We start from the raw sequence: 13,801 nt of genomic DNA on the forward strand, positions 1-13,801 counted from the left end.
AAGTGAGGCGCCATTGCGCGGAACTGCTGCGCTGTGGTCTCCAAGACCGAACGTGTTCCGCAGCTACGAGCAGTTGCCCGATCTGGCCAGCGCGCTGCTGCGTGCCGGATTTTCCCCCGAAGAAGTGGGCGCGATTCTCGGGGGAAATTATCAGCGGGTGTTTCAGGTGTCTGTCGGTTAGGCCGTTCGATCGAGCCTGATTAGCGCCCCGCTGCCCACAATAGCGAAAGCCCCGAAGACAGCATCAAGCCGTCGACGACCAGTTTGAAGGTCGAGGGACTCATGCGAATCACGATGGAGCGCGCCGCAAACGAGCCGATCATCAACGCGGAGCCGGTGATCAAGCCGTCGATCACCACATGCAAAGGCAACGCGCCGAAATGATTGAAGACCGCGACTTTGGCGGCATAGACGGTCAAGGAGCCCGCCGCTTCGGTCGCGAGAAAAGCGCCCTTTACGAGGCCATAGGACATGAACACGGGCACCGTGATCGGTCCGGTCGACACGACAATCCCGGTGAGAAAACCCACCACGCCGCCGATCAGCGAAAGTTGCCACAAAGAGAACTTGATGTCCCGGCGCGCGAGCCAGCGCCGCGTGGGCACCATTGCGACGAAGAACAGACCCAACGCAATTTCGACGGCATGCGGCGGCAAGGCAAGCAGCGTCCGCACACCCAGCGCCGCGCCCGGCACGGCGGTCACGCAGTAGGCGCCGCATGCCCGCCAATCGATTTCGCGCCACCAGGCGAGCACTTTGCCGAAGTTGCCCATGATCGCGGCAATCGCCATGATCGGCACCGCCTGCTGCGGACCGAACAGCATGACGAGCACAGGCATCAGCATCATCGACGAGCCGGTGCCGACCACGCCGCTCAACGTGCCGGCCAGCAACCCGACGCACAGCACCAACAGATATCCCATGTCGCCCCCAATGGTGTGGACGGCAATTCTACCTGCGGCGGGTTGCAGCGCGCTTCACTGAACTCGGTCAGCGGAAGGCGGAATCAGGGGCTGCGCTATCGCGGCTCAACCACCTTCGTCATCGAAGGTTTTTGGATAGACCCGCACGAGCACGATACGCGGCCCTTTCATTTTCTTGACCACGACGTCGAAGCGGTCGAACTCGACTCGCTGCCCTTCGGTGGGCAGATCGTTGAGCGCCTGAATCACGAGGCCGCCGACAGATTCGGCCTTGCCTTCGTCGATGTCGATCCCCAACGCGCGCTCCAGCGACACCACCGGCAAGCTGCCCTTGCCCATCAGGGTGCCGTCGTCCATACGCGTCCAGTCGGCGTCGCCCTGACGGAACTCGTCGTGGATCTGGCCGACCAGTGCGCCGAGCAGATTGTCGAGCGTCAGGAAACCGATCGGCTTCTCCCGTTTGTGGCCGACCAGCGCAAAATGCGGGGCACCCTTGCGGAAACGGCGAAACAGTTCGAGCGCCGGCATCTCGGGCTTCACGTACTGCACGGGGCGGGCATATCTGGACAGATCGTCGAGCGTGCTGCCCGCATGGCGGGCCAGCAGCAGGTCCTTCAAATGGATCATGCCGGCCACGCGTTCGCCGGACGCGTCTTCGAACAGTGGATAGCGGCTGAAGCGATGCCGCGCCACCACCTGCATGTTTTCGCGTAACGGCAGATCGCGCCGCAAGCCGATCATTTCGTAGGCTGGACGCATGAGGTCCGACACGGTCATGCGCGAAAAATCCAGCGAGTGCGCGATGGTGTTCCACTCGTCCTGGCTGTAGGCGCCATCCGGCGAACCCAATTCCGTGGCGACGTTGGCGCGGCGGCCGCGCAGGATCAGCTTGAGCTCGTCGGTGGAGTAGTGCGAATCGTGGCCATGATCGGCGTCGAGCCCTGCGAGTTTGAGCACCGTGTTGGCGCTCGTATTGAGCACCCAGATCGCCGGATACATGGCCCAGTAAAAGCCGTACAACGGCGTGGCGGCCCATAGCGAGACCTTCTCCGCCTCGCGAATCGCCAGCGACTTCGGCGCCAGCTCGCCCACCACGATATGCAGGAACGAAATGCACGAGAACGCGAAGAACAGCGAAATGCCGTGGATCAGTTTCTCCGATTCCACGCCGAGCAGGTTGAAAAGCGGCGTGAGCAGTTCCGCGAACGCGGGCTCACCGATCCAGCCGAGCCCGAGCGACGCCAGCGTAATGCCGAGCTGACAGGCGGACAGATACGCGTCGAGGCGTCCGTGCACCTTGCCGAGCAGACGCCCGCGCATGCCATGTTTGGTGGCCAGGCTTTGCACGCGCGTCTGCCTCAGTTTGACCAGACCGAACTCAGCAGCGACAAAAAAACCGTTGAGGGCAACGAGAAACAAGGCACCGATAAGGGCGACGACCTGGATCAAAGCGAAAGGCTCCGGCAACAAAAAGTTGTCAGTATAGAGGGTGAAAGCTCGGTGAAATCTGAATCGCGCAAACGAAGTGGCCGAGTCGAACCGTTCACTTGGCTGCTGTTGCGCTCAGCGGTATGCGTAGCGCGAGTGTGGCCGCGTTGTTGCCGGTTGCTTCGCTGCCCTTCGCTTCGCCTTGCTCGAAACTGCCGCCATGCGCTTCCGCAACGCGCTTGCACAGCGCCAGCACCCACGCAATCCGTTTCGCTTCGCGCGGCTGGCGCGCCTGCTTGCGGGCAAACGCTTCGAGCACATGGGGCAAGGCGGGATCTTCCAACGCGGCGCTGTTCGTGTCGTACGCGACGCTGGCGTGCCACGCGCTCGTATCGGCTTTCGTGGACAGAGCGACCGTAGCGCCCTCGGCGCTCGTTTCGACCGCGAAGGTCAGCATCAGCCACAGCGCGGCAGCGAGGCGCTCGCGGTCGCCGTTGAGCTGCTCGGTGGCGAGTTGCGAGTCGAGCGTGACTTCCACGCCGCGCGTGCGAGCGAGGCCTGAGCGGACTTCGTCCACGGTTTCATCGAGCAACGGATGCAGCGGGAATGACGCATGGGTGAGCGCCAGCGATTTGGTTTCGGCGCGCGTGGCGTCGACGACTGTCTCGAGCAGCTTGACCTGCTGGTCCACGCCATTGCGAATGCCAGTGACAGCGCGCTGCGAGTTGGGGTCGTTTGAGTCGAGCTTGCGCTCCAGCACGTACGCCCAGCTGTGAATGGCATTCAACGGACCGCGCAGGTCGTGCGACACCAGCGAAAGCACATGGTCACGCATGAACAGCGCGGTTTCCGCACGCAGATACGCCGTGCGTTCGGATACGGCGAAGCCGGAAAGCACCGGCTTGTCGCCGGCAGCTCCGGTTGAAGACGTTGTCACGATCGAGCCCTCTCAGGCGGTGCATGATGATGAAAGAAGCCCCATTATAGGCACGACGTCCGGCGCGACCAGCCTGGCCGGACGGCCAACAGGCACGCAATCCACGTGCCACGCGGCAATCCTCGGCATGCGGCGCCAACACGCCTACAATGTCGGTTTTACGTTTTTGACCTGAGGAGCGACACATGTCGACTGTGACTACCGAATCCGGCTTGAAGTATGAAGACATCGTTGAAGGCACGGGTGCCGAAGCGGTGGCCGGCAAGACCGTCAGCGTGCACTACACCGGCTGGCTGACCGATGGCCAGAAGTTCGACTCGAGCAAGGACCGCAATGACCCGTTCGCTTTCGTGCTGGGCGGCGGCATGGTCATCAAGGGCTGGGACGAAGGCGTGCAAGGCATGAAGGTCGGCGGCACGCGCAAACTGACCATCCCGCCGCAACTCGGCTACGGCGTGCGCGGCGCGGGCGGCGTGATTCCGCCGAACGCAACGCTCGTGTTCGAAGTCGAATTGCTCGGCGTTTAAGATTTCCGCTGCACTGTCACTGCGCACCGTCGATGAGCCACGCTGCCCTCACCGCTCCTAGCGTGTCGCTGCGCCGCTACGGCGCGATCGAAGCGTCGGACGTGCACGACTTTCACCAGGTCGTGCTCGGGCTCGACGGCGCGATGGTGATGGCGGTGAACGGCGTCGCGCAACAGATCGACGCCACCTCCGCCTGGCTCATTCCGGCGGGCGCGCGGCACGATTACGCTGGCGTCGGTGAAAACCGGCAGTTGGTGCTGGATTTGCCGGCCGCGTCGCTGGCCGTGCCGGAACGCCTGTTCGACCGCGCCCGGGCCGTGACGATCGACACCTCGCTGACGCAGCTCGTGTATCGCATCGCGGCACACGCTACCGGCGGCGCTCTCGGCAACGATCTGGACACACGACGTTTTCATTGGGACGCCGCCGCGCGCCTCGGCGCAGCGTTAGTGGCGGACGCGGGCACCACGGCCGGCACGTTCGCAGCCGGCGCCGGTCTCGACTTTGCGCGGATCGACCGCTGGTTGCGCGCGCATTTGTCGGAGCCTTTGCGGATCGCCGATCTCGCCGCGCATTGCGGCTTCGGCATGCGGCGCTTTCATCAGCTTTTTATCGAGGCCTTCGGCGAGACGCCGCATCGTTACTTGCAGCGTCTGCGGCTCGATACGTCAATCACGCTGCTCGCGGATCCGCGCCTTTCGTTGACCGATATCGCGCTGGACATCGGCTTCGGCGATCAGAGCGCCTACACGCACGCATTCACGCGGCGTTTCGGGCTGGCGCCCGGTCAGTGGCGCGCGCTGCGCCACTAAGTTTTCACGGCGCCAGGCTTCATCGCGCTGAGTCTCGCCGCATGGCGTTATTGCACGGCCGGACTGCACTGAGCTTCGTTGCGCGAGCCGCCTGAACGGAGCGGCCCGCTTGTCCTGCCTCACGTTTTTGTTCGAGCGTTCGCTCAAACTCTCGCTCAACCCGCCAGGCCGCGCTCGAGATCGCCGCGAATATCGCCGGCGTTTTCCAGACCGACTGCAAGACGGATCAAGCCTTCGCTGATGCCCGCTGCCGCGCGCGCTTCCGGCGTCACGCGACCATGCGTGGTCGTCGCCGGATGCGTGATCGTGGTGCGCGTATCGCCGAGGTTGCCGGTGATCGAGCAGATCTTCGTGCTGTCGATCACGCGCCATGCGTTCGCGCGCATCTGCTCAGGCGTGTCGCCCTTCAGTTCGAACGAGAGGATCGCGCCGCCCGACTTCTGCTGACGCATGGCCAGCGCATGCTGCGGATGCGATTCCAGCCCCGGATAGAACACGCGATTCACAGACGGATGCGTTTCGAGCCAGCGCGCGATTTCAAGCGCATTCGCCGACTGCTTTTCAACGCGCAGCGACAGCGTTTCCATGCCCTTGAGCAACACCCATGCGTTGAACGCGGACAACGTCGGCCCGGCGCTGCGTACGAACGGGAACACCTTTTCCATGATGAACTGCTTCGAGCCGACCAGCGCGCCGCCGAGCACGCGGCCCTGACCGTCGAGGAACTTGGTGGCCGAATGCATCACGACGTCGGCGCCGAGCTTCAGCGGTTGTTGCAAGGCCGGGCTGCAGAAACAGTTGTCGACCACGAACAGTGCATTCGCAGCCTTGGCGATCTTGCTGATCGCTTCGATGTCGGCGACTTCGGTTAGCGGATTCGACGGCGTCTCGAGGAAGAACATCTTCGTCTCGGGGCGCACGGCGTTTTTCCACGCGTCGAGATTGGTGGGATCGACGAACGTCGTCGTGATGCCGAACTTGCTGAAGATCTGCGAGAACATGCCGAGCGTCGAGCCGAACAGCGCCTGCGAGCTGACCAGATGGTCACCCGCTTGCAACGCCGACATCACCACCGACATGATCGCCGCCATGCCCGACGCCGTCGCCATGCAGGCTTCACCGCCTTCGAGCGCGGCGAGACGTTCCTGGAACATCGAGACGGTCGGGTTCGTGAAGCGCGAGTAGGTGTAGTTGTCTTCGGAATTCTTGAATTTTTCGGCGGCGTCGGCGGCGCTCTCGAACACGAAGCTCGAAGTCAGGAAAATCGCTTCCGAATGTTCGTTGAAGTCGCTGCGCACCGTGCCCGAGCGGACTGCCAGCGTATCGAAGTTCAGGGAGTCGTCCATGTTGGTTCTGGTTTCCAATGTTTCATGGCTGCGTTCGGCGTACGCGGCTCAGATCAAATGAGCTGAGCGTATCAAGCCGAACGGCAGCAACAAAAAAGCCCGCTTTTGCGTCGGCATAAGCGGGCTTCATGTGCGGGGAAAAGCTGGAGCGGAGGTAGATGAATGCGGCTTTTCCACCATTCGCTTTAGCTGTTTCGGGTTGCCCCGCGTCCGCAAGCTGAGTTCAAATCGACGCAAGCCGTCATGCTAACACGCTCCCGGCGCGGCGTGCAGCGTGCCTTGCCGGGAGCTGCGTCGTTCAACCCACCGACAATTGCAGATGCAATTGCGAACGAGCCGGCGCGCCGCCGTCGATCGCTTCGCTCGCAGCGTCGCGGTCCGATTGCGAGGACGGTGCGAGACGCGCGGTTTCGATGCGGTCGAGGTACTCCGTGGTGACGTCGCCGGTCACGTAGTTCCCGTCGAAACACGACGCTTCGAATTCCTTCAGCGCCGGGTTGATATCGCGCACTGCCTGCTTGAGCGCGTCGACGTCCTGATAGACGAGGTGGTCCGCGCCGATCATGCGCGCGACTTCGTCGTCCGAGCGGCCGTGGGCGACGAGTTCACCGCGCGTCGGCATGTCGATGCCGTAGACGTTCGGGAACTTCACCGGCGGCGCCGCCGAAGCGAAGATCACCTTGTTCGCGCCGGCGTCGCGCGCCATCTGCACGATTTCATGCGACGTGGTGCCGCGCACGATCGAGTCGTCGACGATCAGTACGTTCTTGCCCTTGAACTCGATGCCCATGGCGTTCAGCTTCTGGCGCACCGACTTCTTGCGCACGGCCTGGCCCGGCATGATGAAGGTACGGCCGACGTAACGGTTCTTGAAGAAGCCTTCGCGGTATTCCACGCCCAGCTTCTTCGCGACCTGCATCGCGGCCGGACGGGACGAATCGGGAATCGGCATCACGACGTCGATCGGAACGTCGGGCAGCTCGCGTTTGATCTTCTCGGCGAGGTAATCGCCCATGCGCAGACGCACGTTGTAGACCGGCACGCCGTCGAGCACCGAGTCCGGACGCGCGAGGTAAACGAGTTCGAAAATGCAGGGGTTCAGGCTCGGGTTCGTGGCGCATTGCTGCGAATGCAGATTGCCTTCGATGTCGATGAAGATCGCTTCGCCCGGCGCCACGTCGCGCACGAACTCGAAGCCGATACCTTCGATCGCCACCGATTCCGACGCCAGGATCCACTCGACGCCTTCCGCCGTTTCCTGCTTGCCGAGACACAGCGGACGGATGCCGAACGGGTCACGGAAGCCCAGCAGACCGTAGCCGGCGATCAGCGACACGATCGCGTACGACCCGCGCACCCGGCGATGCACGCCTGACACGGCCTTGAACAGCGCGGCCGGATCGAGTTGCAGACCCGAGCTGGAAAGCTGCAATTCGTGCGCGAGCACGTTGAGCATGACTTCCGTGTCGGAATTGGTGTTGATGTGGCGGCGATCGATGCGGAACATCTCATCTTTCAGCTGCTGCCAGTTGGTCAGATTGCCGTTGTGCGCGAGGATGATGCCGAACGGCGCATTCACGTAGAACGGCTGGGCTTCTTCTTCGCTCGATGCGGAACCGGCGGTCGGATAGCGGACCTGGCCGATCCCGGTCGTGCCGGGCAGGCTGCGCATGTTGCGCGTGCGGAACACGTCGCGCACCATGCCGTTGGCCTTGTGCATGTGGAAATTGCTGCCGTTCGCTGTCGCGATGCCGGCTGCGTCCTGACCGCGGTGCTGCAGGAGCAGCAGGCTGTCATAGATCAGTTGATTGACCGGAGAGTGGGAAACTACGCCTACGATGCCGCACATGGCATGTCCTTCAAAGGTACGAAATTCGTCATGGCGGCCGCTGCCTGCGATGGTGTCCCGAGGGACTTCCTTCGGGGCGTTCGCGAAGCTACGCGACCGAACGTAAAGGCAGCCGGTTTGCGCCGGTGTCCTGCTGCAGTTCTCGCTCCGCTCGCCTGATCGTCACACTCGGACGTAAGCAGCAAGCGTCTCGGGAAGCAGCGGTTTCATTACGTGCACGCCCTCGACCGCATAGGGCCGAAGCAAGGCGTTGCGCCAGAATTCCTGTTGGGGCAGTTCGGTCAAGCCAGCCAGGGCGACCAGAATCAGCACCAGAATGACCCCGCGCACGAGGCCGAACATCAAACCGAGCGAGCGGTCCACGCCGCTCAAGCCGGTTGCCTGCACGATGCGGCTCAAAAGGGCGTTCAGCACGCTCGCCACCAGCACCACACCGACCACCACCAGCGCGAAGGCCAGCAGCCACTGCGTCAACGTGCCGCCCGGCCAACTGGACGGGATATGCGGCACGACGTAACCGACAAAGCGGCAAGCAATGAAGAACGCCGCAATCCAGCCGATCAGCCCGAATATCTCCGACAGAAACCCGCGCCATGTGCCGCGCAGCGCTGACAAACCGATCACCGCCATTACAGCGTAGTCGAAGGCAGTGAACATCGCTCGCTTACTGTGCGGCGCCGCTGTTCGCGCCCGACGTCAAGCCAGCCTCGCGAACCTTTGCGATGGCCGCGCTTGCCGCTGCACGGTCGGCGAACGGGCCGGCACGCAGCAACGTGAGCGTGGAGCCGTCAGCCTGCTTTCGATGTTCGGTATATGCGGGCACACCCGCCGCTTTCAACTTGGCGGCCCAATTGCGCGCGTTGGCGTCGTTCGCGAAGGCGCCGAGCTGCACGGCGAAACGGCTGCCCGGCGGCGAAGCCGGCGTGCCGGAATTCGCGTCCGCGCTGGCGGCCGTGTTCGTGTCGTCGGAGCTTGGCGCCTGAGCGGTCGGCGCCGGGGCGGTCGCGGCGTTATGCGTGACTGGCGGTTTCGCCGCCGGCCTGGCAGGCGCTACGGGCGCTGTTGGCGTTGCCGGCGCGGTGTTGGCCGCGATTGACGGTGCTTGCGGCTTGGCCGCCGGCTTGGCTGCGGAAGCTGCTGCGTTCATTTCCGCGCTCGATTGCTTCGTGGCGGCGGACTGGCCTTGCCTTGCTGCCGTTGCCGACGCAAGACCCGATGCGGCGAGTGCCGCGTCTGGCGCTGCAGGGTTATCGGGTGCTACGCCGGCCTGTGTGTCCACCTCGGCTTTAGCGAGCTTCGGCGCGGGTCGGTTCGGAATGTCGATGGAGATGTCGTCTGTGACCGGCTTGGGGTGCGAGTCCAGCACCATCGGCAGAATGACGACCGCCGCGACGACCATCGCGATCGCGCCGACGAGGCGGCGACGCGCACGCTGCTTTTCCGGCAGCGTAGGGTCGAGCAGCATCGCATCGGCGTCGACGGTGCGCTCCGTGCGGCGGGTTCGCCGCTCCACGCGCTCGCCACGGGCGGGCCGGGTGGAACTGGTATTTGCGCCGCGCCGGGTAGGCGCGTCGTCTTTCTTGCCGAACGAGAAAATTCCCATGAATCGCTTGGTTCGAGCCTGGCGCCCGTTCAGTGTTGCTGCGATTTACGGTAGGCCATCACGCCTGCTACCGTATAGAAACTGCCGAAAACCACGATTCTATCATTCTCTGACGCTCGTTTTAGCGCGTCTTGGAAAGCCTCTGCCGGCGTGGCGTAGCGCGTCACGCTGCTGTCGGCGCCCTCGTCCACGCCCTGCTCGCGCAAGGCCGCTTCGAGTTCTTCCGCCGAAGCCGCCCGCGGTGTGGGCAAATCGGTCACGCACCAATGATCGATCTCGCCTCTCAGGTGTGCCAGTACGCCGGCGATGTCCTTGTCGCGCATCGCGCCGAACACCGCGTAGGTGTAGGGAAAGAAACCCATGTTGCCGAGGTTTTGCGCCAGCACCGCGGCCGCGTGCGGATTGTGGCCGACATCCAGCACAATCGCGGGCTTGCCTGGCAACACCTGGAAGCGCCCCGGCAATTCCACGTTGGCGAGCCCGAGGCGGATGTCCTGCGCCGACACCGGCAAGCGCTCACGCAGCGCTTCGAGACCGGCGAGCGCCGCCGACGTGTTGATCAACTGATTCGCTCCGCGCAGCGCCGGGTAGGCCAGCGCCGAGCGCCGCATGGTCGGGCCGACGTAGCTCCATTGCTGGCGCTCGCTGCCGGCTTGGCCCTCGTAGCGGAAATCGCGGCCGAATAGCCACAGTTCGGCACCGATTTTTTCAGCGTAATCGATCAGCGATTGCGGCGGCACCGGATCCGCGCAGATCGCCGGCTTGCCCGGACGGAAAATGCCCGCCTTTTCGAAGCCGATTTTCTCGCGCGTGTCGCCGAGATACTCCGTGTGATCGATATCGATGCTGGTGATGATCGCGCAATCCGTATCGAGGATATTGACCGCGTCGAGGCGGCCGCCCAGGCCGACTTCGAAAATCACGGCGTCCAGTCCGCGCGAAGCGAACAGACTCATGATCGCCAGCGTCGTGAATTCGAAGTAGGTCAGCGTGACCGGCTCGGCGAGGCTCAGGCGCGCGGCTTCGACGGCCTGGAAATGCGGCAGCAGATCGGCGTCGCTCGCCATTTCGCCGTTCACCCGCGCGCGCTCGTTGAACGTCAGCAAATGCGGCGACGTGTGACAGCCGACCGTGAACCCGGCGCGTAACAGAATCGATTCGAGGATCGCGCACGTGGAACCCTTGCCGTTCGTGCCGCCGACCGTGATGACCGGACACGCGAACGACAGTTGCATCGCGTCGCGCACCTGGCTAATGCGGGCCAGACCCATGTCGATGCCGACCGGATGCGCGGATTCAAGGTGCGTGAGCCACGCGTCGAGGGTGGGAAATGTGGTCATCGGGTGAATCGCGAGTCAATCGATTAGGCAGTGTTGCGAATGGGCGCGGAGCGGAGCGCTCGGCTGCGGCTGCGGCTGCGGCTGCGGCTGCGGCTGCGGCCAGAGCCTGGTCCGGCAGCCACTTTATGCGCGCAAACCGCGCTCGCCTGCGCTGGCTTCGTCCGCAACCGGCGCCACATTGCGAGACGGTGATTATCCCGGAAATGACAGCGCGCCGCTTGATCACTCACGCGGCGCGCTATTTTTACTGCTTTTCTGACGTCCGCCGCGTTTGAGCAAGCGCGACGACGGTTGACGGCGGTGCCTGCTTACGCGACGGCATCAGCCGGCTGATGGCTCAGCAGCGCCATCAATTGCGCGAGTTCTTCACGCAGCTTGCGACGGTCGACGATCATGTCAATCGCGCCCTTCGTCAGCAGGAACTCGGCGCGCTGAAAGCCTTCCGGTAGTTTCTCGCGCACGGTCTGCTCGATCACGCGCGGGCCGGCAAAACCGATCAGCGCCTTCGGCTCCGCGATCACCACATCGCCGAGGAACGCGAAACTGGCCGACACGCCGCCCATGGTCGGATCGGTCAGCACGGAGATGAACGGCAGCTTGGCTTCGGCGAGCTTCGTGAGCATGGCCGTTGTCTTGGCCATCTGCATCAGCGAGAGCAGGCTTTCCTGCATCCGCGCGCCGCCCGAAGCGGTAAAGCAGATGAACGGCACTTTCTGTTCGAGCGCGTTCTGCGCGCCGCGCGCGAAGCGCTCGCCGACCACCGAACCCATCGAGCCGCCCATGAACGAAAACTCGAAGCAGGCCACCACCACCGGCAGCGTATGAATCGCACCGCCCATGACGACCATCGCGTCGGTTTCGTCGGTGTCGTCCATTGCCTCTTTCAGGCGGTCCGGGTACTTGCGGCTGTCTTTGAACTTGAGCGCGTCGACCGGGACGATTTCCTGGCCGATTTCGTAGCGGCCTTCCGGATCGAGCAGGCCGTCGAGCCGCTCACGCGCGCCGATGCGCATGTGATGGTCGCACTTCGGGCAAACATGCAGATTGGCCTCAACGTCGTTGCGGTACAGCACGGCTTCGCACGACGGGCACTTGATCCACAGGCCTTCCGGAATCCCCTTGCGGTTCTTCGGGTCGGTTTGTTTGATTTTCGGCGGCAGCAGTTTGTCGAGCCAGCTCATATTGAATCCTTCTCGGGTCTACGATCGCGCGAACGGCGGGACAAGCCCGCCGCTCACACTACAGAAGACAAAAATAACTGTTATCGGACAGTCGCGACGCTATCCAGCGCCTCGCGCACGTCAGCGACGAAACGCGTGAGCGTCTCGGCAGCGGCTTCAGGCGCCGCCTGTTCGAGCAATTGCACGATACGGCTGCCGATCACGACGGCATCGGACACTTCGGCCACCAAACGCGCGGTTTGCGCGTCGCGGATACCGAAACCGACGCCCACCGGCAGGGGAACGCGCGACTTGATGGCCGGGATTTTACTCGCGATGCTGGAAACGTCCAGATTTGCCGCTCCGGTCACGCCTTTTAACGACACATAATAGACGTAGCCGCTGGCGATTTTGCCGACTTCGGCGATGCGCTCGTCCGTAGACGTGGGTGCCAGCAAGAAAATTGGATCGATACCCGCAGATCGCATCTGTTCGGCGAAGTTAGCACACTCTTCCGGCGGATAATCGACCACCAGCACGCCATCCACCCCAGCTTCCTTCGCGGCTTTCGCAAAGGCTTCGGTGCCCATGCGTTCGATCGGGTTGGCGTAGCCCATTAGCACCACCGGCGTGGTGTCGTTGGTTTCGCGAAAGCGCTTGACGTCTGCGATCACGTGACGCAGCGATACGCCATGCGCCAGCGCGCGTTCGGACGACTGCTGGATCACCGGGCCATCGGCCATCGGGTCGGAAAACGGCACGCCGAGTTCGATCACATCCGCGCCGCCGGCGGCGAGCGCATGCATGAATTCGACCGTGCGTGCGGGGTCCGGGTCGCCGGCCGTCATGAACGGAATCAGGCCTTTCTTACCCTGGGCGGACAGCGCAGCAAACGTGTTCTTGATACGGGACATGGAATATTCTCGGATTTGGGTTACTGCGCAGCGTGCTTATTGCACGTTGTTCATTGCACTTCAGTCTGCCGTTGAGTTTTGGCTTTGACCCGACGCGCTACGGGCGGAGCGGCAGCCGCGCTGACGCGTTCGCGCGCGATCGCGCAGTAACTTTCATTGATCTCATAGCCGACGAATTCGCGCTGCTGACGGGCGCAAGCGACTGCAGTGGTGCCGCTGCCCATGAACGGGTCGAGCACGCGGCCGCCCTTCGGACAACTTGCCAGCACCATCCGCTCGACGATTTCCAGAGGCTTCTGGGTGGGATGCGCGACGCGCTCGGCATGTTGCCGATGCAGCCGCGATACCGACCAGACATCCTTTGGATTATAGCCAACCTCGAGCCACTTACTGCCTTCGAACAATTTACGCGAACGCGCCTTCTTCGTGGCGGCATCGTACGGGATGCGGACGGGATCAAGATCGAAGAAGTAATCCTTCGACACCGCGAAAAAGCCGATGTTGTCGTGCACCGAAGTGAACCGGCGCACTGTACCGCCCATGCTCGGTACACGCCGGTCCCAGATGATTTCGTTGATCATCGTGAGTTTTGTCTTCAGGAAACTGAAGATTTCCGGTGCGTACTGCCACGTGCAGAAAATGTAGAGCGAACCCGACGGCTTGAGCTTCGGAATAGCCAGTTCGAGCCAGCCACGCGTCCAGGCGAGAAAGTCTTCGCCTGTTCGCATATCTGAGTCGTTGCCATAATCCTTGCCGAGGCCGTAAGGCGGATCGCACACGATCAGGTCGATCGATCCGTTGGGAATGTTCGCCACATCGGTCAGAAAATCGCGGTTCAACAGCCGAATGCCGGCAGGCACCTGCGGCAACAGCGATGCAGGCGCTTCGGCCGCCGGTACATTGGCGGCCGGCGTGGTTTCTATTGCCGGCTGCGGCTCGTCGAACTCGTCACGCATCGTCGC

General features: G+C 63.1%; 14 protein-coding genes. 3 read left to right on the plus strand and 11 right to left on the minus strand.

The features are described 5' to 3' along the window. Positions 1-52: 52 nt before the first annotated feature. Entirely contained in the window at positions 53-181 is a 129-nt protein-coding gene (locus RI103_RS32065; RefSeq protein WP_310816738.1) for a hypothetical protein, read from the plus strand. Positions 182-200: 19 nt separating this feature from the next. On the opposite strand, the gene RI103_RS32070 is transcribed toward RI103_RS32065, so the two are convergent. The 3 genes from RI103_RS32070 to RI103_RS32080 all read right to left on the minus strand — a co-directional run bounded on the left by RI103_RS32070 (position 201) and on the right by RI103_RS32080 (position 3,288). Then, a complete protein-coding gene (locus RI103_RS32070; protein WP_310816740.1) occupies positions 201-923 on the minus strand; it encodes a sulfite exporter TauE/SafE family protein in 723 nt (240 codons plus the stop codon). A gap of 105 nt (positions 924-1,028) precedes the next feature. After that, positions 1,029-2,372, minus strand: a complete 1,344-nt coding sequence (locus RI103_RS32075; protein ID WP_310816742.1) for a hemolysin family protein — start codon at positions 2,370-2,372, stop codon at positions 1,029-1,031. 94 nt (positions 2,373-2,466) lie between these two features. Further along, positions 2,467-3,288, minus strand: a complete 822-nt coding sequence (locus RI103_RS32080; protein WP_310816743.1) for a HAMP domain-containing sensor histidine kinase — start codon at positions 3,286-3,288, stop codon at positions 2,467-2,469. A 185-nt stretch (positions 3,289-3,473) separates the two neighbouring features. On the opposite strand from RI103_RS32080, the gene RI103_RS32085 reads away from it, so the two are divergent. Next, positions 3,474-3,815, plus strand: a complete 342-nt coding sequence (locus tag RI103_RS32085; protein ID WP_027803023.1) for an FKBP-type peptidyl-prolyl cis-trans isomerase — start codon at positions 3,474-3,476, stop codon at positions 3,813-3,815. A gap of 32 nt (positions 3,816-3,847) precedes the next feature. Beyond that, a complete protein-coding gene (locus RI103_RS32090; RefSeq protein WP_310816746.1) occupies positions 3,848-4,627 on the plus strand; it encodes an AraC family transcriptional regulator in 780 nt (259 codons plus the stop codon). 155 nt (positions 4,628-4,782) lie between these two features. Here the strand turns inward: RI103_RS32090 and RI103_RS32095 are convergent, their stop codons facing one another. The 8 genes from RI103_RS32095 to RI103_RS32130 form a co-directional block, all read right to left on the minus strand. After that, positions 4,783-5,973 carry an O-succinylhomoserine sulfhydrylase gene (locus tag RI103_RS32095; RefSeq protein WP_310816748.1) on the minus strand — a complete coding sequence of 397 codons (1,191 nt, stop codon included), beginning with the start codon at positions 5,971-5,973 and terminating at the stop codon, positions 4,783-4,785. 298 nt (positions 5,974-6,271) lie between these two features. Then, a complete protein-coding gene (gene purF, locus RI103_RS32100) occupies positions 6,272-7,822 on the minus strand; it encodes an amidophosphoribosyltransferase (RefSeq protein ID WP_132383644.1) in 1,551 nt (516 codons plus the stop codon). 162 nt (positions 7,823-7,984) lie between these two features. After that, on the minus strand, positions 7,985-8,479 hold the full coding sequence (locus RI103_RS32105; protein WP_310816750.1) for a CvpA family protein: 495 nt from the start codon (positions 8,477-8,479) through the stop codon (positions 7,985-7,987). 7 nt (positions 8,480-8,486) lie between these two features. Next, positions 8,487-9,425, minus strand: a complete 939-nt coding sequence (locus RI103_RS32110) for an SPOR domain-containing protein (protein WP_310816751.1) — start codon at positions 9,423-9,425, stop codon at positions 8,487-8,489. A 29-nt stretch (positions 9,426-9,454) separates the two neighbouring features. Further along, on the minus strand, positions 9,455-10,765 hold the full coding sequence (folC, locus tag RI103_RS32115) for a bifunctional tetrahydrofolate synthase/dihydrofolate synthase (RefSeq protein ID WP_310816752.1): 1,311 nt from the start codon (positions 10,763-10,765) through the stop codon (positions 9,455-9,457). Between the two features lie 308 nt (positions 10,766-11,073). After that, entirely contained in the window at positions 11,074-11,946 is an 873-nt protein-coding gene (gene accD / locus RI103_RS32120) for an acetyl-CoA carboxylase, carboxyltransferase subunit beta (RefSeq protein ID WP_012428630.1), read from the minus strand. An 80-nt stretch (positions 11,947-12,026) separates the two neighbouring features. Beyond that, on the minus strand, positions 12,027-12,839 hold the full coding sequence (trpA, locus tag RI103_RS32125; RefSeq protein ID WP_310816753.1) for a tryptophan synthase subunit alpha: 813 nt from the start codon (positions 12,837-12,839) through the stop codon (positions 12,027-12,029). 50 nt (positions 12,840-12,889) lie between these two features. Then, positions 12,890-13,795, minus strand: coding sequence for a site-specific DNA-methyltransferase (locus RI103_RS32130; RefSeq protein ID WP_310816754.1), 906 nt, complete (start codon positions 13,793-13,795; stop codon positions 12,890-12,892). Positions 13,796-13,801: the final 6 nt, after the last annotated feature.

Origin of the sequence: Paraburkholderia sp. FT54, from assembly GCF_031585635.1 — a bacterium.
Classification (GTDB): Bacteria; Pseudomonadota; Gammaproteobacteria; order Burkholderiales; family Burkholderiaceae; genus Paraburkholderia.

What these genes read in the sequence shown, in the direction of transcription:
- accD (WP_012428630.1), bottom strand. Translation starts at nt 11,946, where the DNA reads ATGAGCTGGCTCGACAAACTGCTGCCGCCGAAAATCAAACAAACCGAC.
- trpA (WP_310816753.1), bottom strand. Translation starts at nt 12,839, where the DNA reads ATGTCCCGTATCAAGAACACGTTTGCTGCGCTGTCCGCCCAGGGTAAG.
- folC (WP_310816752.1), bottom strand. Translation starts at nt 10,765, where the DNA reads ATGACCACATTTCCCACCCTCGACGCGTGGCTCACGCACCTTGAATCC.
- RI103_RS32130 (WP_310816754.1), bottom strand. Translation starts at nt 13,795, where the DNA reads ATGCGTGACGAGTTCGACGAGCCGCAGCCGGCAATAGAAACCACGCCG.
- RI103_RS32070 (WP_310816740.1), bottom strand. Translation starts at nt 923, where the DNA reads ATGGGATATCTGTTGGTGCTGTGCGTCGGGTTGCTGGCCGGCACGTTG.
- RI103_RS32105 (WP_310816750.1), bottom strand. Translation starts at nt 8,479, where the DNA reads ATGTTCACTGCCTTCGACTACGCTGTAATGGCGGTGATCGGTTTGTCA.
- purF (WP_132383644.1), bottom strand. Translation starts at nt 7,822, where the DNA reads ATGTGCGGCATCGTAGGCGTAGTTTCCCACTCTCCGGTCAATCAACTG.
- RI103_RS32095 (WP_310816748.1), bottom strand. Translation starts at nt 5,973, where the DNA reads ATGGACGACTCCCTGAACTTCGATACGCTGGCAGTCCGCTCGGGCACG.
- RI103_RS32090 (WP_310816746.1), top strand. Translation starts at nt 3,848, where the DNA reads ATGAGCCACGCTGCCCTCACCGCTCCTAGCGTGTCGCTGCGCCGCTAC.
- RI103_RS32085 (WP_027803023.1), top strand. Translation starts at nt 3,474, where the DNA reads ATGTCGACTGTGACTACCGAATCCGGCTTGAAGTATGAAGACATCGTT.
- RI103_RS32110 (WP_310816751.1), bottom strand. Translation starts at nt 9,425, where the DNA reads ATGGGAATTTTCTCGTTCGGCAAGAAAGACGACGCGCCTACCCGGCGC.